The sequence below is a fragment of the Peribacillus frigoritolerans genome, assembly GCF_001636405.1.
Classification (GTDB): domain Bacteria; phylum Bacillota; class Bacilli; order Bacillales; family DSM-1321; genus Peribacillus; species Peribacillus frigoritolerans.
Genome location: NZ_KV440950.1, coordinates 3303010 through 3322012 on the forward strand (window position 1 = coordinate 3303010; position 19003 = coordinate 3322012).

The 19003-nt window shown below is 40.4% G+C and carries 16 protein-coding genes; 3 read left to right on the forward strand and 13 right to left on the reverse strand.

The genetic code is table 11. The features are described 5' to 3' along the window. Nucleotides 1-42 precede the first annotated feature (42 nt). A complete protein-coding gene (gene yppF / locus A6755_RS26140) occupies nt 43-225 on the forward strand; it encodes a YppF family protein (RefSeq protein ID WP_055348417.1) in 183 nt (60 codons plus the stop codon). A 212-nt stretch (nt 226-437) separates the two neighbouring features. Here the strand turns inward: yppF and A6755_RS15790 are convergent, their stop codons facing one another. The 8 genes from A6755_RS15790 to A6755_RS15825 all read right to left on the reverse strand — a co-directional run bounded on the left by A6755_RS15790 (nt 438) and on the right by A6755_RS15825 (nt 9711). Then, nucleotides 438-1763, reverse strand: a complete 1326-nt coding sequence (locus A6755_RS15790; RefSeq protein ID WP_034312312.1) for a GntT/GntP/DsdX family permease — start codon at nt 1761-1763, stop codon at nt 438-440. A 56-nt stretch (nt 1764-1819) separates the two neighbouring features. Continuing rightward, nucleotides 1820-2542 (reverse strand): GntR family transcriptional regulator, encoded by a 723-nt coding sequence (locus A6755_RS15795; RefSeq protein ID WP_063591263.1) that lies wholly within the window; start codon nt 2540-2542, stop codon nt 1820-1822. A 15-nt stretch (nt 2543-2557) separates the two neighbouring features. Then, nucleotides 2558-3571 carry a sugar kinase gene (locus A6755_RS15800; RefSeq protein WP_063592578.1) on the reverse strand — a complete coding sequence of 338 codons (1014 nt, stop codon included), beginning with the start codon at nt 3569-3571 and terminating at the stop codon, nt 2558-2560. Beyond that, nucleotides 3564-4319 carry a 2-dehydro-3-deoxy-phosphogluconate aldolase gene (gene dagF, locus A6755_RS15805; RefSeq protein ID WP_063591264.1) on the reverse strand — a complete coding sequence of 252 codons (756 nt, stop codon included), beginning with the start codon at nt 4317-4319 and terminating at the stop codon, nt 3564-3566. The genes A6755_RS15800 and dagF overlap by 8 nt, the downstream gene beginning before the upstream one ends. Continuing rightward, the gene (locus tag A6755_RS15810) at nt 4316-5425 is read right to left on the reverse strand and encodes a DgaE family pyridoxal phosphate-dependent ammonia lyase (RefSeq protein ID WP_063591265.1); all 1110 of its coding nucleotides are present in this window, start codon (nt 5423-5425) and stop codon (nt 4316-4318) included. Before A6755_RS15810 ends, dagF begins: the two co-directional genes overlap by 4 nt. Beyond that, the gene (locus A6755_RS15815; protein WP_063592579.1) at nt 5403-6506 is read right to left on the reverse strand and encodes an amidohydrolase/deacetylase family metallohydrolase; all 1104 of its coding nucleotides are present in this window, start codon (nt 6504-6506) and stop codon (nt 5403-5405) included. Before A6755_RS15815 ends, A6755_RS15810 begins: the two co-directional genes overlap by 23 nt. 875 nt (nt 6507-7381) lie before the next feature. Next, the gene (locus tag A6755_RS15820; protein ID WP_063591266.1) at nt 7382-8971 is read right to left on the reverse strand and encodes a long-chain-fatty-acid--CoA ligase; all 1590 of its coding nucleotides are present in this window, start codon (nt 8969-8971) and stop codon (nt 7382-7384) included. 293 nt (nt 8972-9264) lie between these two features. Next, on the reverse strand, nt 9265-9711 hold the full coding sequence (locus A6755_RS15825) for a MarR family winged helix-turn-helix transcriptional regulator (RefSeq protein ID WP_063591267.1): 447 nt from the start codon (nt 9709-9711) through the stop codon (nt 9265-9267). Between the two features lie 121 nt (nt 9712-9832). Here A6755_RS15825 and A6755_RS15830 point away from each other — a divergent pair, with 121 nt between their 5' ends. Further along, nucleotides 9833-11020 carry an MFS transporter gene (locus tag A6755_RS15830; protein WP_034312334.1) on the forward strand — a complete coding sequence of 396 codons (1188 nt, stop codon included), beginning with the start codon at nt 9833-9835 and terminating at the stop codon, nt 11018-11020. 488 nt (nt 11021-11508) lie between these two features. Here A6755_RS15830 and A6755_RS15840 read toward each other — a convergent pair whose 3' ends face one another. The 3 genes from A6755_RS15840 to nagE form a co-directional block, all read right to left on the reverse strand. Next, complete coding sequence (locus A6755_RS15840; protein ID WP_063592580.1) at nt 11509-12552, reverse strand: oxidoreductase; 1044 nt, start codon at nt 12550-12552, stop codon at nt 11509-11511. 45 nt (nt 12553-12597) lie between these two features. Next, entirely contained in the window at nt 12598-13026 is a 429-nt protein-coding gene (locus tag A6755_RS15845; RefSeq protein WP_034312338.1) for a DUF1801 domain-containing protein, read from the reverse strand. Nucleotides 13027-13394: 368 nt separating this feature from the next. Beyond that, the gene (gene nagE, locus A6755_RS15850) at nt 13395-14870 is read right to left on the reverse strand and encodes an N-acetylglucosamine-specific PTS transporter subunit IIBC (protein ID WP_063591269.1); all 1476 of its coding nucleotides are present in this window, start codon (nt 14868-14870) and stop codon (nt 13395-13397) included. 449 nt (nt 14871-15319) lie between these two features. Between nagE and A6755_RS27105 the strand changes: the two genes are divergently transcribed. Then, nucleotides 15320-15457 carry a hypothetical protein gene (locus A6755_RS27105; RefSeq protein ID WP_174878726.1) on the forward strand — a complete coding sequence of 46 codons (138 nt, stop codon included), beginning with the start codon at nt 15320-15322 and terminating at the stop codon, nt 15455-15457. A gap of 157 nt (nt 15458-15614) precedes the next feature. On the opposite strand, the gene A6755_RS15855 is transcribed toward A6755_RS27105, so the two are convergent. After that, entirely contained in the window at nt 15615-16853 is a 1239-nt protein-coding gene (locus tag A6755_RS15855; RefSeq protein ID WP_063591270.1) for an exo-beta-N-acetylmuramidase NamZ family protein, read from the reverse strand. A gap of 13 nt (nt 16854-16866) precedes the next feature. Beyond that, nucleotides 16867-18807: a glycoside hydrolase family 3 protein gene (locus A6755_RS15860; RefSeq protein ID WP_084737822.1), complete on the reverse strand. Its 1941-nt coding sequence runs from the start codon at nt 18805-18807 to the stop codon at nt 16867-16869. Between the last annotated feature and the right edge of the window lie 196 nt (nt 18808-19003).

The window sequence follows — 19003 nt, forward strand, 5'->3', positions numbered from 1 at the left end:
TATTATTTATGGAAAAAAATACTTGTCAAGTAAGGTGAGTGTGTGAATATAGAAGTTTTAATTCTCCATTATATTCAGGAAAAACGTCAAAAGCCTAACCATGCCAATGATTTATTGGACTATATTCAGAATGAATATGTAAACGGGAAGCTGTCAATCTTGCAATATAGAAGTCTCTGTCAGGACTTATATCTTCGAGGAGCCAAACAAACGTCTCCTGGATGAAGCTACACCCTTGTCACTAGACTAACTACTACCGATTGTGGATGAATTTTGTTTCTGTTTTATTCCGCAACGACCAATCCATAAAAAATACAGCCGGTCATTTCTCCCCCCCAGTTTGTTCATAAATAAATAAAAACCTCCGTGATCTGTCACCCCAAGACAGTTCACGGAGGTAAATGTTACAAATCAGACATTGCAGAATTTCATTTTAATTAAATGAATATATCGAAAATTAAAACCAAACCGAATGCAACGAAGGAAAGTAATGTTTCCATCACTGTCCAAGTTTTGAAAGTTTCTTTAACGGTTAGTCCCATGTATTCTTTTACTAACCAGAAACCGGCGTCATTAACATGGGAGAACATGAGTGAGCCTGCTCCCGTGGCAATTACGAGCAATTCTAGATTAACACCCGTCATATTGGCAACGACCGGTGAAACGATCCCTGCTGCCGTGGTCAAAGCGACGGTTGCAGAACCTGTGGCAATCCGAATCAATCCGGCCACAAGGAATGCAAGAACGATCGGTGATAAAGAAATTTCTTCAGACATGGAAGCGATTGCAGTCCCTACGCCACTATCAATTAAAATTTGCTTGAACCCTCCGCCAGCACCGATAATTAGAATTATGGATGCTAATGGCAATAAGCATTCTTCCGTCAACTTTTTAATTAGTGATTTGTCCATTCCCTGTCTGTAGCCCAAGAAATAGTAAGCTGCAAAACAGGAGATTAATAAGGCGATCACTGGACTTCCGATAAACAATAAGAATTTTTCAATCGAACCCGGTAGCGGCAGATAAGGCGCTACTACAGTTAAAACCATCAACAATACTGGCAAAAGGATGATGAAGAACGATACTCCAGTGCCGGGTAATCCACTTGACTTTGTTTCGACACGGATCAATTCCGGTTCTCCAACAGGAATAACCCGCTTATGAATCCATTTTGCGAATAACGGTCCCGCAATTACAGCCGTTGGGAATGCGATGATCAATGAGTACAGAAGTACCTGCCCCATGTTAGCATTATAAATTCCAATAGCTGTCATGGCTCCAGGATGCGGAGGCACCAGCCCATGTACGATCGATAAACCAGCAAGTACTGGAATGCCAATTAACAAAATGTTCACTTTGGTTGATTTACGAATGGAAATGACCAAAGGAAGCAATATTACTAAACCAACCTCGAAAAATACCGGAATGCCGATGATGAAACCAGATAAAAGCATGGCCCATGGCAGGTTTTTCACACCGAATTTATTAATGAAAAAGTCAGCAACCTGCATTCCAGCTCCAGAGTCGGACATCATCTTTCCTAGGATGGTCCCTAAGGCCAATATTCCAATAAGGTGCCCAAGGACCGCTCCGACACCCGTTTCATAAGCTCCAACGATCTTGTCCATTGGCAATCCGGAAAAAATCGCTAAAAATAAACTGGCAACAGTCAGGCTGATGAACGCATGCCATTTCCACAATGATACCCCCAAAATGACGATTACGATTGCTATCAGCGTGATTCCTAATAAATATAGTTCCATATATTCTCCCCATTCCCAAGAAATCGCTTACATTCAAACCAATACAATAAATGGGATTATTGTACCGGCTCGTTATATGTCACAATGTAGTTCTGTTTAGCCGTGTTGTAATATCCTTCACTGTATTCCGTAACATTTCCGTCCCCATCACTGGAAATCCTAATCCTCTTTAGTACTGGACTATTCATTTCGATTTTCAGTGTTTCGCAAATGTGATCCGGAGCGATAGCAACGGCAAACTCATCTCTGAATGTTTCAAGTTTGACGTTTTGCTCTTCCAAAAAGCGGTACAAAGAATTGATTTGGACCCCTTTTATCTCTTCTAGGTTTAAATCAAGTGAAATATAATGTGTAAAGTAAATATAAGGTTCATTGTCCAATAAATATATCCGTTCGATACTTATGCAACGGGCACCAAATAAAGAATGCAGCTTAGAGTCTGAAGAAAGGTCAATCTGACTTATGTTTAACACCTTTTTTAAAATGGAGTGCCCTTCCTCCACCAACAGCTCTGTGAAACGTTTCCCTTTGGAAAGTTTGACAATCGAACCATTAGCTATGACTCTAGTGCCTTTGCCGCTTTTCTTTTCAACATACCCCTCTTGCACGAGTTCTTTGATTGCATTACGGACAGTAACCTTACTTACGTTAAATTCTTCTTCCAAAAGAGGCTCGGAGGGAATGTTTGTGTCGATGGCATAAACCCCATGTAAAATACGATCCTTTAATATTTCTTTTATCTGTAAATACATCGGTCCATTTTTCCTGTTCACATTCATTCCTAATCTCCTGCCTTATCTTTTAATATCTTCCATTTTACCTTCCATTGCCGAGAGTATCTCCTTTTCGGTTGCCAAAGGAGTATCTCCAACGACAGTACATGCCAGCATTCCTGATACAGCAGCAATTCGCACTGTCTTATCAGGGGAATATCCTAGCAATTCGCCATGTAAGATTCCGCTGGTGTAAGCATCGCCTGAACCTATTCTATCATATACGGAAAATGATAGGATATCGGAAAAGTAAAATGTTTCTTCTTTGTAAATATACCCCCTCAACGTATGGCTATTATCACTGTTGATCGAACGATGTGTCCCCGCTATCGATTGAATTTTGAATCGCTTGGCCACTTCAGGTATCAACTCAACAAGCTGTTCTTCCCTTGTGGAGCCTTCTGACTTCATTCCTAAAATATAAAGGGCGTCTTTTTCATTCATCATGACGATATCAGCCAAAGAAAGCATTTCTTCATAATGAGGCTTTGCGTCAGCGTAACCACCCTCCCATAAGGAAGGTCGGTAATTGCAGTCGAAACAGACTGTACCGCCCTTTTCTTTGACTTTTCTTGCCAGCACCTTCATGCTTTCCCGTACATTTTCCGCCATTGCAAGCGTGATTCCGCAAAAATGGATGATATCCGTCTTTTCCGAAATCATATCCATATCATAATCGGATAAGGTGGCAGTATTAAAACTGCTTTCCAGTCGATTGGAATATGTGACACGGCTCGCCCGCTGTCCAAATCCATTTTCCAAAAAGTACATCCCCATGTATTTGCCGCCTCTAAAGATGTAGTTCCTGCCGATTCCTAAGCCCTGCAAAGCTGAAATTGCTGAATCACCAAGGGGGTTATCCGGTAACATTGTCACCAGATACCCATCATGTCCAAGTTTTGTCATCGCAGAAGCCACATTTACTCCCGTGCCTGAAAAGGAGTATTGCAGCGTGTTAGCCTGTGATAGCAATTCATGCCCTGGTACCTGCAAACGCATCATTACTTCCCCGAATGCCACAATTCTTTTAGGCATATTTTTCAACCAATTTTTTCGTCATGGCCAATAATTTCCGTACATCCTCCCCATTCGTTTTACCAGTCGCTTCATCAATGATGGAAGAATATACGTGGGGAATGACTTTAGGCACTTTTGCTTCTAATGCAATTTCTAATATGGTCTCGAAATTATTTAAGTCGATTCCACCTGTTGGTTCCAAAGCAAATCCCTCTTCACCACAAGCTTTTGCTACAGCACGATATTCATCTTCATGCTTCAGCCCTTTCATAGGGAAATATTTCAAAGCATTTCCTCCCATATCGCGAACGAGCGCAATGGCAGCTTTGATTGGCACAATGGCAGTTTCACTTGCGCCTGCACTTACTGGACCAGTGGAGATATTCACATAACCGACTTTCCCAGTTGGAGAAACAAGTGAATTTATCCAGCTATCCTTCTCGCCTAAATTGGCCCTCGTAGCACCAACAGCCGGAAAAACCTGGTTAATATGACTGCCTGGATAGTATTTTGCTATTTCTGCGACAACTGCAGCCTGTCTATTATCGCCTGCGCCCAATCCAATTGAAACAGCCTCATCAATGGCTTTCCCGTATTCTTTCATTGCTGTAACACCAGCTTCGACAGTTGGATAATCCTTTGAGAGTACACCAACCAATACATGTCCTTCAGCTGCTTCAAAGACTTCCACTGCATTTTCCACACTATTTGCAAGTACATTTAAGGCTACACGATCATTCAATAACCGTTTGTTTATATTTGTCATCCTTGTTTTCCTCCTAATATGGTTCTTAATCGTGATTCAATGACATTTATATCATCACCTTGCAATGGACGCGGATCTATATCGAAAAAGCCTTGCCGTATCCCATAATCCCGTGTATAAATGGCGATATCCCCATTTTTGAGCTGCTGGTTCACTTCTTTCGCAGTCGTTTCCGTTATCAAAGGATTTATGGAAATACGTGCTCTATATATGGCACGTCCGGCTTCATCCTGAACTATCGTTACTTTTACGCCCTCAATCGAGTCAAGTGATGTGAGAACTTGTAAACTAGCTTTTTCTTTTTCGCTATTATCCGTCTTGACAAAATACTCATCCAATGCCTGAAGCAAACCAAAGGTCGTTTCCTTTCCAACCTTCATGCTCCTTCCTATACAGTGCAATTGAACCATTACCCATTCGATATATTTTTTTCTGCCAGCAACGATACCGGATGTGGGTCCTTCAATGGCTTTTGAACCACTATAAATCGCCAGGTCGGAGAATTGTACATATTTTTCCAAATCTTCTTCCGCTGCTGCATCGACAATCAGAGGGATATTATTCGTTTTGGCCACTTCCCATGCCTCTTCGACCGATATCATATTTTTCTGGACAGCATGATGCGATTTCACATATAAAATAGCGGAAGTATTTTCATTTATGGCCTCCGCAATATGTTCTGCTTTCCCTTCATTTGCATATCCAACTTCAACCAATTTTCCGCCGCCAAGATAAATCATGGTTTCAACCGGTGCACCATACTGAACGTTATGGCCTTTCAGCATGATGATTTCATTCTTTTGAATACGATCTTGATGAAGCCTTTCGCTTTTCCTTCTGTTTCCTTCAGTAACGATTGCCGCTACTGAAAGCGCAATTCCGCTTGATGCTGAGTTTACGACCACAGCTGCTTCAGAATGAAGCAAATCCGCTATATGCTGGCCTGACTTATCGACTAAATCAGAAATTTCAACATAATTTTGCCCACCTTTTTTCATCGCGTCCATCACTGTGTCAGTTGGGGCAGAGACTCCCAATATGCTCATTCTTCCGCTTGCATTGATGACTCTTTTCAAACCGTATTTAGCATTCAATGAATTCTCCATTTATAACCACTCCTTTTACAACAACTCTTTTTTCTGCCATCCTTTTTTCGCCTTCGGAATCCAATAAAAGGGCCGGCTCATTCTCGATCGAGAATAAAGTCAGGTTCGCAATATCCCCAGCTGAAATCCTTCCAAGCTCTGGTTTATTCAACCAAGCTGCTGCATTGACCGTAACCGCATCTATTACTTCTTTTAATGGATAACCGAGGTACAAAAATTTTGTAAGCACATTTGCCATATTAAAAACTGGCCCATTCTCTCTGTTTTTCCGATATATATCCGTACTGATCGTATTGAAGCCGATTCCCTGCTTTTTAGCCATTTCTGCAGTTTTAAAAGAAAAGCTTGCCGTTCCATGACCTACATCCAAATGTACACCACGTTCAATCGCCTTAATCAACTCAGGCAGCGGCTCTTCTCTTTCATCAAATAAATTATTCGCTTTACCATTTAGAAAATGAGTAATAATGTCCTTTTCCTCAAGTAATTGAAGGACTTCCTTAATATCAGGCGGCCCTGAACCGATATGAACCATTAATGATAAACCCGTTTCAGCCGAGAACTTCCTAGCGATTTTTAATGGCTCGACACCATTTGGACCAACTACACTTTTACTTATTCTCGCTTTAAGTCCAACGACAAAATCCCCATACTTGGAAATTGCCTTCATTAATTCTCCTTCGTCCAGCCATGAAATATCCGATAACTCATCAACCCTTTCCAATCCAATCCGCGAAATATTCAGAAAGGCGAAAACATTCGTTTTGGAATTTTCACAACTTCTAACCAGATCGGTTATCCTATCTGCCCCCGTGCTTCCCGCATCTATGACCGTTGTTACACCAGTTTTATATCCAATCTCATCAACCTCATCACCATAAGGATCGAATTCGGGGAAAGCATGTACATGCATATCAATCCAACCGCTCGAAACAAAAACTTTTTGATCATAATCTATTATCTTATCTCCTGTTGCAGTTCCGGGTCGTGCAATTTCCTTAATCATCCCATTTTCCAGGATGATATCCGCTGCTTTTCCCTCTACCATTTTTACATTCTTCAGAACTAACGTATCTGTCATTTCCCTCATCCTTTTCAGTACATCCTATCGATTGAAAGTACTTTGTATACGGTTACACTGAATTGTATAAGAATTCATTAATTTCTCTTTACAAAAATAGATTATCATATTTTGTCGAACTAATCAATATAACGTTATAATGTTTGATTTAAATTTACAGAATTTTTATAAGATCAAGGCTATTTTTTCTTTGTGCTTCTTAGTTTCTTCATATAATATAATCTCATTAGGTTTTTTAAAATTTTTCATGCTACCCATGAAAAAAAGGCGGGAAGAAAAACAATCTGTTTTTCTCCCCGCCTTTTTTTTTACGAATTCACAAAATCCATTGATGAAAGTTTCTACTCTAATTATCCCGGAAATAATGCTTTTATTAAAAAACTTACTCTAATTTTCCAAAAAAATATTAGATATTGTTATGAAAATGAAGAAAAAGTCCTTATTTCCAATACTAATAATCAGTTTATTAGTATTCTCACATGTCCCCAATACATTGGCCGAAGAGAAAAATGAATACCTTCATCAACAGTCAACCCCATTGTGGAAGTCAAATTAATTAGTGATGATGTTATACAAATACAACCAACAGCAAGCATCATTGAAATGAGCAAACCTATTGCTCATCAAAAGGGAACAACATGGTTAAGCATCGTAAGTACTGTACATATATTACACTAAGTCAAATCTTTCATTTAGAAGCCCTCGTTAATTAATCCTTCCTGCTCCTAATATTAAAGTGGAAATGTTGCTTTCCATAATATAAAAACCAAGAATGCTTATTTAAAAGCATTCTTGGTCTTGTTAATTGCCATACTTCATTTGATTTTCCTTTTTACGACATTCACTTAATATATATCCCGTTCCTATGAAAGCAGTTAATTTACCTTTTTCGATCCTTTCCAATGGATTTCCCTCAATCGGTATTTTTGTAGTTTACCTGTTGCCGTTTTCGGTAAAGACTCTACGAATTCAACTTTTGTCGGTGCTTTAAAGTGAGCCATTTTTGAGCGGCAAAAGGTAATGATTTCATTTTCTGTCACTTTTGCATCGGGCTGCAGCACAATGATTGCCTTAGGCGTTTCTCCCCATTTATCGTCTGGAATGGCAATGACCGCAGCCTCCAAAACATCTGGATGTTTATACAATACCCCTTCTACCTCTGTTGAAGAAATATTTTCCCCGCCGGAAATGATTAAATCCTTAGCCCTGTCCTGTATCTCAATATATCCATCAGGATGGGTAACTGCCAGATCCCCGGTATGAAACCAGCCATCCCTAATTCCTTCGGCCGTCTTTTCCGGATCCTTATAATATCCTTCCATTACAACATTGCCGCGAGTAATGATTTCCCCCAGTTCCTTTCCATCCCAAGCGACTTCTTTCCCTTCTTTATTGACTACCATCGTTTCCCCATTAAAAACCAATTCAATACCTTGTCTTGCCTTTATTATTGCTTGTTCGTCCGCAGATTTAGCTTCAAACTCATCCTTCCACTCGTTATATAGGATGAATGGGGAAGTTTCTGTTAATCCATATACGTGGATCATATTCAAACCAAGGATTTCTTGTGCCTTTTGTATAAGCGCTGCTGCTGGAGGAGCACCTGCTGTTGCCATCCTTGGACGCACTATGATATTTGTTTCTTTTGCTTTAGGGTCATTTACCAGCATATTGACGACAGTAGGCGCTCCACATAACAATGTAATATTATGCCGGGCGAATAATTTGAGGATAAGAGGGGGATCGACTTTCCTTAAACATACATGAGTCCCGCCAGTAGCCGTTACCGACCATACCCCTCCCCAGCCATTAGCATGAAACATTGGCAATGTATGTAAGTATACATCGTCATGCTTCACCCCTAGGTGATAAATGAAATTAGCGGCGTTCATGTAATTCCCGCGATGAGTTAGCATGACCCCTTTTGGTTTTGAAGTCGTTCCACTCGTGTAATTTATAGTCAAAAGTTGATTTTCATCGATTTTAACCTCCGGCAGTCCATCATCATTTGAATGCAAAATGAAATTCTCATAATCTATTCCAGGTAAAGTGGTTTCATATCCTTCAACAGGCACGATGATGATCTTTTCCAAGGAAAGTTTAGTAATGATCTTTTCGATCGGAGCGGTGAATTCTTCATCGACTATCAACATTTTTGAATCGCTATGCTTGATGATATATTCCAAATCCTCTGCAGCAAGCCTATAATTCAAAGGAACCATTATCGCTCCCATTTGACAAATGCCATAAAAACATTCCAGCATATAATGCGTATTTGGCAACATAACTGCAATATGGTCACCTTTTTCAATTCCCGAAGAATACAAAGCTTTGGAAAGTTGATCTGTTCGCTGCCCGAATTCCTTATATGTAAACTTTTTCTCTTCATCGATGACTGCCACTTTATGAGGATAATATTTTACGGCCCTGCGCTTCCAATCAATTGGAGTTAATGGGGAAAACATTTTTACCATCTCCTTCTTCCAAATTCACTCTATACAGCACCCTGCTTGGTTCGTCATGATGGATTCTGAGAAAAAACTTCGTATCCTTTTAATACATATTCATTTTCCAGCCGTCATATCTTCTTTAATGGATTTCCATTTAAAGATTTTTGAATGGCCTATCCGCTTTGAAATGAAAAATTCAAATATTTTTAATTATTCTGATAATTAATCTCCTAAAAACAGTGAAATTCACTGCTTTAATAATATAGTTCTTCTTTCTATTATAATGGAAACTATACACGTCAGGAAGATTATATTTTATTATCTATGCATGCCGACAGATGTTCGGTAAGTTTCCCAACGATTTGTTTGAGTCGTTCCGTTTCCTCTTCATTTAGTACACCATAAAAGTCACGAAAGGTTTTGGTAAAACACTTATTGATGGAATGATAGGTACTCCATCCACTTTCGGTGGATTGGATAAAAACGACCCGCCGATCATCCTCACTGTGTACCCTCTCAATCAACTTCTTCCGTTCAAGCCGATCAATTAGTGCAGTTCCTGCTGCAGGTTTAATCTTCAAATGATTCGAAACATCTTTAACCGCTATGGATTCATTCAAGACTATTAATTGCAATGCGCGATACTGTACAGAAGTTAAATCATATTTAACCAGTAACGGTTCCACCAATTCCTGTGATAGGCTGCTTAGTTCCCTGATCTCTAGATGTAAATTATACAATTCACTTGAATGCATGTATGACAATCCTTTCTTATTGACACTATCTATCTAAAACTATAACATAATTAACGTATCAAAAAATTAACCATGCGAATTAAATTGGTTATTGATTTTTAAAGAGAGAGAGAGGCTGTCCATGTCAGCAGAACAACGCAAAAAGATCATTATCCTCATGATCAATATGTTTATAGCAATAGGGAGTTTCGGTATCATCATTCCCATTTTACCAGCATACCTGGCCTCCATTAATCAAGGCGGAACCGCCGCTGGCCTAATGATTGCCATTTTCGCAGGTGCACAACTTATCTTTTCGCCAATTGCCGGAAAATGGACTGACCAATTCGGGCGCAGAAAAATGATCATTTATGGATTGGTCGGTTTGACATTATCCATGTTCATTTTTTATGCAGTCAATTCCATTTGGTTATTATATGCTTCACGTATCATTGGCGGAATCGGGGCAGCTTTGCTTATACCCGCAATTTTTGCTTATGTTGCCGATATCACCACATTTGATCAACGCGCTAAAGGCAATAGTTTAGTATCTGCCGCCATGTCCCTGGGAATTGTAGTCGGTCCAGGAATTGGAGGTTTTTTAGCTGACTTTGGCTTGAAGTTTCCCTTTTTGATTTCTGCGCTGGTATCCCTATCGGCAGTCGTATTTTCGATTTTTGTTTTAAAAGAAAGCGAAACGGCACAGGTTACTCAATCCATGGATGCAAAAACTGAAACGATGCTTCGGAAGATTGCTTTATCCGTGAAAAAGCCCTATTTCATCCCACTCATCATAACTCTTGTAATGAGCTTTGGCTTAATGGCCTATGAATCTGTAATTGGTCTTTATCTTGATAATCAATTCAATTCGACTCCTAAGGACATCGCCGTCATGGTTACGGCCACCGGTATCGTCAGTGTAATAGTTCAATTGTTTGTCGTCGATCGGATCGTACAGCGTTTCGGGGAAGTGAATGTGCTGAATATCTTTATCAGTGTTGCGGCCATCGGTTTCCTCCTATCACTTTTTGCATCAAATTACCTGATTTTCTTTTTGATTTCACTTATCATCTTCCTTTCCACTTCCATCTTACGTCCAGTTCTTAACACACTGATTTCCAAGATGGCAGGGAATGAGCAAGGTTTTGCAATGGGTATGAATAATGCGTATATGAGCATCGGAAATGTCCTTGGACCAACACTTGCGGGAATGATGTATGATGTCCACATTACCTATCCGTTCATGTTGGGTCTTATCCTCTTATTCATTACTTTAATGATTACTATGGCTTGGCAAAAGCGATCACTTCATGCAAAAGCATTATCTTAGAGCTTAAATGGCATTTCAAAATTTATTCCTTACCGAACCCCCCGAGTAGCATCCGCTATCCGGGGGTTTTCATTATGATTTTTTTATCTTTTCTTCTTTTAATTGAAATCCTCCAAAACAGTTTAATAACGAGTAACACTTCAATCTCTTGAGAACTAGCCCCAATTTCATACGGAAACTTCTCATATTTTTGCGTAACACTCGAATTCACGAGTATTTGCTTCAAACTCACGAGTAAATGCGTCAATTTCACGAGTATTTGCTCCAAATTCACGAGTAAATGGCTCCAAATTCACGAGTAAATGGCTCTAATTCACGAGTAACGCTTCCAACTCATGCGCATCCTCTACAATTTATAAGTATTTGCTCCATTCTTTCCTAAAGTTGAAGCTTTTATTTCACCAAAATAAAAAGCGACCTTATTTTTAGAATAAGGCCGCTTATCATTCAGTTTTCTCATTTCATATTGTTATAAAGGGAAATTAATTTCATTTAATATAAATGGCTTTCTTTCCTTTACTGCTTTCAAAAGCCGCATCAATGATTTTAATGACCGCTAACCCCTCTTGGGCAGTGACTGGAGCTTTTTTCCCGCTCAATATACTATCGGCAACTGCCTGGTAATACGTTAAATAAGAACCATGCAGTGTTTCAATGGTTTCATGTATCTCATTTTCTCCTTCAACCGTAACCAGCTTACCATAGAATTCGGGATCATCTGCACCCCAAGAGTCATCCACTGGTTTTTTCCCCTCACTTAAATCAGCCTCTTGGCAATCAAGACCGTATTTGATAAATGATCCTTTACTTCCATGCACCTGATACCGCGGTCCATTATACGGAACGATTGAGCCCGAATGCAAGATAACCCTCAGCTTTTCATATCCTAATATCACATGGAAATAATCATCCGTTTCTGCATTTTCTTTTTGGGAAAATACATCTGCTGAAACGAATTGCGGCAATCCAAACAAATGAAGTGCTTGATCGATGAGATGTGATCCTAGATCATAAAGCATGCCTGATCCCGGGCCCGGTTTTTCCCTCCATCTATCCCTGACCACAGGCCGGTATCGATCATAATGGACTTGGTATGTATTGATTTCCCCAAGCACTCCATCATCCATAAGTTTTTTCACGGTCAAAAAGTCATTATCCCATCTCCGGTTATGATAGACGCTTAATAGCAGATTCTTTTCCTCGGCAATCTTGATGAGCTCCTTCGCCTCCCAAGCTTCCACAACCATCGGCTTTTCGAGGATGACATGCTTCCCGGCTAACAAGCTTTGCTTGGCCATTTCATAATGCAAACCACTCGGTGTCGTAATAACAGCCAAATCAATGGACGGGTCTTTAAGAATTTCCTCTAAGCTTCCTACCACTTCCACATCTTTCAAATCTTTTTGGACTTTTTCCTTATTGGAGCTCACAACTTTCACTATTTGAAACTGCTCTAAAACACTTAGTAATGGCGCGTGGAAAGTAGCTCCTGACAATCCGTACCCAACTATGCCCACTTTAATTTTTCTCATTTTCAATCCCACTCGCTTTCTTGTTCCTCTTAAACAAACATTTTATTATATTTCATTGTCCGGGTATGTATCTCTCAAAAACTTGACAGATTGATTAATCAATTCTTTCAATACATTAATATTGATATCTGCCACTTTATTGATGTAAACACACGCTTTTCCGGAAGTGTGTTTTCCAAATACCTGTAACAATTCTTCTCTTTTTTTGTCCCCTGGAGCAAAGTATAAACTGATTTTTGCTTTTCGAGGTGAAAAGCCTACCAGTGGGGCATCGCCTTCGTGACCTGATTCATATTTATAATGATAGGTTCCGAACCCAATTATGCTAGGCCCCCACATCTTTGCCTCATAACCTGTCGTTTCGGTAAAAACATTCAACAATTCGTAGGCATCTTCACGTTTTTTCGAATTATCGACGTTTTCGATGAACTCAATGACACTACTGTCCGTCTCTTTGGTTTTTTGTTTATACATGACCGGAACCTCCCTTATATTAAAAGGCAGAAAAAATTCATAAGATATCGCTTGCTCAGTATCTTAATACCCTATACAATCGTGTTTTTAGGTTGTTGTGTATGTATACAGCCCTCATCACCGATGTTTCAATGATTGGCGGACGAGCTCCTTTACTATTTCTCTAAGCTTCATGGCAAATCCTTCATTCAATACCCTTATATATTATAGAACATTGATTCGTTTTATTCTATTTTAAGAGCAGAGTTTATTAAGTAAATCTTTCGCGCTTTAAAAATCAGTCCTTTACCATAATAATCTCTACGATCAGAAATTATTATTCTGATCGTAGATTTTTTCATTAAAAGGCAAACTGCGTTTAACCAGATCTATTGCCGCCTGATCTTTTCTATTTCATCAGCTATGAATTGTACCTGTGTCCCTACGATGACTTGAATGCTTTGGGGACCCACAATATTGATTCCGGCAACCCCTGCTGATTTGATTTTATTCTGATCGACAGCTCCCATATTTTCCACTTCAACCCTTAAACGGGTAACACAGTTATCTACAGATGTTACGTTAGCGTCTCCGCCTAATCCCTCATAAATAGCGGAAGCCATTCCAAAGAATTTACTCTCATTATTCCCGCCTTGACCGCTGTCTGCTTCCGCAATCGCTCCTCCGCCATCAAGCTCATCTTCTGTATCATCTTCTCTGCCGGGAGTCATTAAATTGAACCTAGTTATCAAGAATCGGAATAAGAAATAGTAGATGACTGCAAAAGCCAGTCCTTGAAGAAGCAGCATATAAGGTTCATTTGCCATTGGCAATCTTGAGCTTAAAACAAAGTCAATGAATCCTGCACTAAAACCGAACCCTGCTGTCCATTGGAAAGTTGCAGCAATAGCCAACGATATTCCTGTCAATAAGGCATGCACAACGAATAGGGCTGGTGCAACAAACATGAAAGCAAATTCCAAAGGTTCAGTAACGCCTGTGAAAAATGAAGCGAAGCCGGCTGCGAGCATTAATGAGGCCACTTGTTTTTTCTTCCGTGATTTTGCCGAATGGTACATGGCAAGAGCCGCTGCCGGCAAACCGAACATCATGACGGGAAAGAAGCCGGCTTGATACATGCCTGTGGTTCCTTTTATTCCCGTTCCAGCCCAGAATTTACCGATATCGTTAAGACCTATTACATCGAACCAGAATACGGAGTTTAACGCATGATGTAAACCTGTTGGTATCAAAAGCCGATTGAAGAACCCATAGAGTCCTGCTCCAGCGGCACCTAATTCACTTATTCCTTCCCCAAATACAACTAACCAGGAGTAGATGAGTGGCCATACGAAGAATAATATTAGGGAAACCAGTAACATGGCAACCGCAGTAAGGATCGGGACAAGGCGTTTACCGCTAAAGAAAGCGAATGCATCCGGGAGTTCTACCTTACTGAACCGATTAAACATAGCTGCCGCTATAAGACCCGAGAGGATTCCGACAAATGCATTTTCTATTTTCTCAAATGCTGGATTTACATCTTTTGCATCAATTCCTTGCAGCATCGCCACCGTGTCCGTGGAAAGCAATGTCGTTACGACTAGATAGGCTACCAGCCCGCTCAAAGCGGCAGCTCCATCTTTTCCTTTAGACATCCCCAACGCCACTCCAACGGCAAACAAGATTGCCATATTGTCAATGATCGAAGAACCTGCTTTGATTAAGAAAGCTGCTAACGGACTTCCTGCTCCCCATCCTGCTGGATCTATCCAGTAACCAATCCCCATTAAAATGGCGGCTGCCGGCAATACGGCTACTGGCAGCATCAAGGAACGCCCTATTTTTTGAAGATATTTTTTCATTCCGCTTTCCTCCTGACAATTACTGATTTAGGGCAAACCCCATATTCTATTAGACAACGGTTCCTTCCATTTTAGAACTTCATTTCATTTATAAATTTGACTATATTCAGGAATAAAGTCTTAGCGATTTACTACGCCTTCGAAAACCCATAAAAAAAGAAAAGTCCAACGCGGACTTTTCTCAGACTGTAGACAAACTCGATGAAAATCGAGTTTGTCTATTTTTATGTCTTGTACAATTTGGACGTTGATTGGAACGTAGGGCACTCGCTTTCCGCGGGCGGGCGGCCCTCGGCTTTCGCCTGCGGGGTCTCCCCTAGACGCGCTTTTCTAAGCAGGAGGCTCGTACACCCGCTCCAATCAACTTTGTCTTACCTTTTAGATAGAACACTCTTGCCTAGAGTCATTTTTGTTTTAAAATAGAAGTATTAGAACCTGAGGTGATGAGGATGCTTTCCAAACATGATTCTATTCAGCGAGATCAACTTGAAATGATTACTTTAGATCAACTGGTGCCACCGAACCATTTGGTTCGTAAAATGGAGGCTGCCATTAATTTAAAGAAGATACCAATTGGACATGGCTAGGTCCAAAAATGGCTAACATAGTGGGCTCGTAGAGCCAAATCTCTTAACTTTAGGCGAAATTCAGAGGGAATTTCAAAAGGGGTTCAGAATTTTTTAATTCCGAACCCCTTTTGTCTACAAACTGAGAAAAGTCCAACCCGGACTTTTCTTTTTTCACTTATTTATAGAGCAAGTAATTTTTGCGAACCTTTTTAAAAGCATCCTGCTTTACTTGATATTCTTTCAAGATTTCATTTACTGTTGTCCCTTCTTTAATTCTAGACATTATCCAGCCATTGCCAATCAATAAATTGAAATTGTTGGCTGCAAGGAATTCGAAATCACCGGGATATAGATCCTGAATGGTCTTGATGATGTGAAGTCCTGTAGGTACAGCCTTGAACTCTTCTCTATCCGTTATATAAATTTCCACTCCGTGGCTAAGTTTACCTGCATGTTTTGAAAATGTAGGTGTAAAGGACGCTGCCCTGAATTTTACACCGGGTAACCTTATTGCATTTAACTTCCCGGCAAGCTCATCACCGTTTATATAAGGAGCACCTATCAACTCGAATGGTTTGGTCGTTCCTCTGCCTTCCGAGACATTCGTTCCCTCGATCAAGCCTGTAGCCGGATATGCGAAAGTAGTGGAAACTGTCGGCATATTCGGTGACGGCAAGACAAAAGGGAGACCAGTATCGTCATAATCCATATCTCGCTTCCAGCCTTTCATCTTGATGACCTTGAGATCTGCTCCAATTTTAAATTCCTTATTGAACAAAGTCGCGAGTTCCCCAACCGTCATCCCATGCTTAAGCGGGATTGGATACAAACCAACAAACGATGAGAATTCAGGTTCAAGGACCGGCCCATCTACCGTCTCCCCGCCTTGTGGGTTCGGCCGGTCCAGCACGATAAAGGGGATATCATTTTCTTTGGCTGCTTCCATTGCATAAGCCATCGTATAGATATAAGTGTAATAGCGTGTTCCGACATCCTGGATATCAAAAACAAGGACCTCAACATCCTTTAACATTTCAGGCGTCGGTTTTTTCGTTTTGCCATATAAACTATAAACGGGCAATCCTGTTTTTTCATCAATATAATATTCAACGCTTGCACCAGCTTGCGCATCTCCACGCACTCCATGTTCAGGACCAAATAAAGCCGTTAAATGAATATCCGGATCATCATGAAGGAGATCGACGATGCTGGTTAATTTAGAGTCGATGCCAGTTGGATTCGTAATCAAGCCGACTTTCTTTCCGCTTAAAACGTTCTTTTCTTCTTTTAAAAGAACTTCAATACCGGGACTGACCTTTTGTTTTTTCTTCTCTTTAACAGCTGTTACACTTTTTGAGGAACCGATGCCGAAAGAAAGCAGACAAATGGCAAATAGGATTATCATTCTTTTCAAATTACTTCTCTCCTTATTTTTTAATGGTTCTTCCAGATTTAATATCTAATCCATATCCATATTTATAAAGGATTTCAGAGGGCTTAGTTACGGAAGGTATAGCGACCGGCAACGTGCCTTTAGGTCTTGATTCTCCAAAAATGGTCGAGATGCCTGCCGGGATATTCGGCTGTCTATAACGCCCATTTGAATACCCTTTAAACCCGTAAACAGCAAGAACCGCCTTCGCTTCTTCAAAGTTTGCAACATCATAAGGGTTTCTTAAACTCATTAAAACAAATTCTTTGTCTTTTTTCTTTGCATGATTCATGGCCGCTCTAGGGAAGGCTGTTGCCCACTTCGACGAATCTTGAATGCTATCATCTATCACCCCATCATTGACAGCCGGATCGTTTTTGACAATATAGGAACCAGTTATGACAAAGTCCGATTCATCAATGAGTCTGGCCACTTGATCTGTAAATGACTTTCCTGAAAAACTCATACCCGTTATTTGGACTTTCTTTATTTTCTTTTTATCAGCTAATTCGCTGATGCTCCTGGACATGGATTCAATTTGGTCATCAAAAGGAGCAAGAATTAAAACTTTATCATTTTTCTTAGGTTTGAAAGGCAATGTTTTGTGTTCATTTTTCAATAGAGTGATGGCATCTTCCGCCATTTTCCTTTCATTTTTTAAATGATCTTCATTCCCGACCACTTGAAGCGCGGTTTCGATTTTTTTATCTATCGGAGTATCTTCCGGGTTTAATATCCCTCTTTTCACTTTTAGATCAAGTATCCTCGTTACAGATTGATTGACTTGATTTAGAGGAATTTCCCCGCTTGCCACTGCCGCCTTCACTGCATTGAATACAGAGGTTATATTCTTTTCCATTTGAAGCGAATTTACCTGTGCCGGCATCAAAGCAATATCAACACCAGATTTCAGGGCAAGGACCACAGCTTCTTCCTGTCCGAAGTTGTCCGCGATGGCTTTCATATTCAAAGCATCTGTAACCACAACACCGTCAAATCCCATTTCTTCACGTAATAGACCCGTGATGACCTTTTGTGACAGCGTTGCAGGAACCATAATTTCTTGACCGTCTTTTTTACTGATATAGGTTGTGTCATCGAATGCAGGAAATTGAACATGTGCAGTCATCATCATATCAACTCCAGCATCGATGGCTCTTTGGAAAGGAAGCAGCTCGATGGAGCGCAAACGCTCTTTATCATGAGAAACAAGGGGAAGACCATAATGACTGTCGACTGCTGTATCTCCATGGCCAGGGAAATGTTTGGTCGTCGCTATCATGTTCTGGTTTTGCAATCCTTTTATCATCTGAATGCCAAGTTTGGATACAAGTTCCGGATCGGAACTGAAGGAACGAACGCCAATAACAGGATTTCCGGGATTATTATTGACATCGACAGACGGGCCGAAATTGACATTTATGCCAAGTGCCGACAGTTCATTGCCAATAATTTCTCCGGATTGATAAGCGTAACTCTCTTTTCTGGCTGCACCAAGTGCCATATTACCAGGAAGATTCGTTCCAGTTTGAAGACGAGTTACGATTCCTCCTTCCTGATCAATCGTTATGAACAGCGGAAGGTCCGGGCTTGCCATCTGCAAACCATCGGTGAGCCGAACCGTTTGTTCGGTATCGACTACATTCTCAGCAAACAGAATCACACCGCCCAGATTATATTTTTTGATGATGCTTGCAACTTCCGAGTTCATTTCAATAAACCCGGTTGCCTTTGTTTCTCCTTGTTTTTGCCAATTACGAAAATCTGGCATGAGCATTTGACCGACTTTTTCATCGATTGTCATGTTTTCTACGATTTCCTGAATATCTGAAACCGTTTTCTCATTCTCGTATCCCTTTGCTGTCGCATTCCCTCCCATAATGGATAAAACCAAACATAATGCGATTCCAGCTGGGGCACATATCCTTTTTATCATTCAGGCTTCCTCCCTTGTATTCTTTTTAGTTCTGTTAGCAACAATTCCAAACCACTGCCGTGAAGGGGTAAAAATGAATGGAAATGAACTATATAGATCCTATAAAGAAATCAAGGCAGCATCGGGAATCCCAGCAGCTGCCTCTATAAAAAGCCTTCATGAAACGTATCCATTTATCCCTGGATCCTTTGAGTCC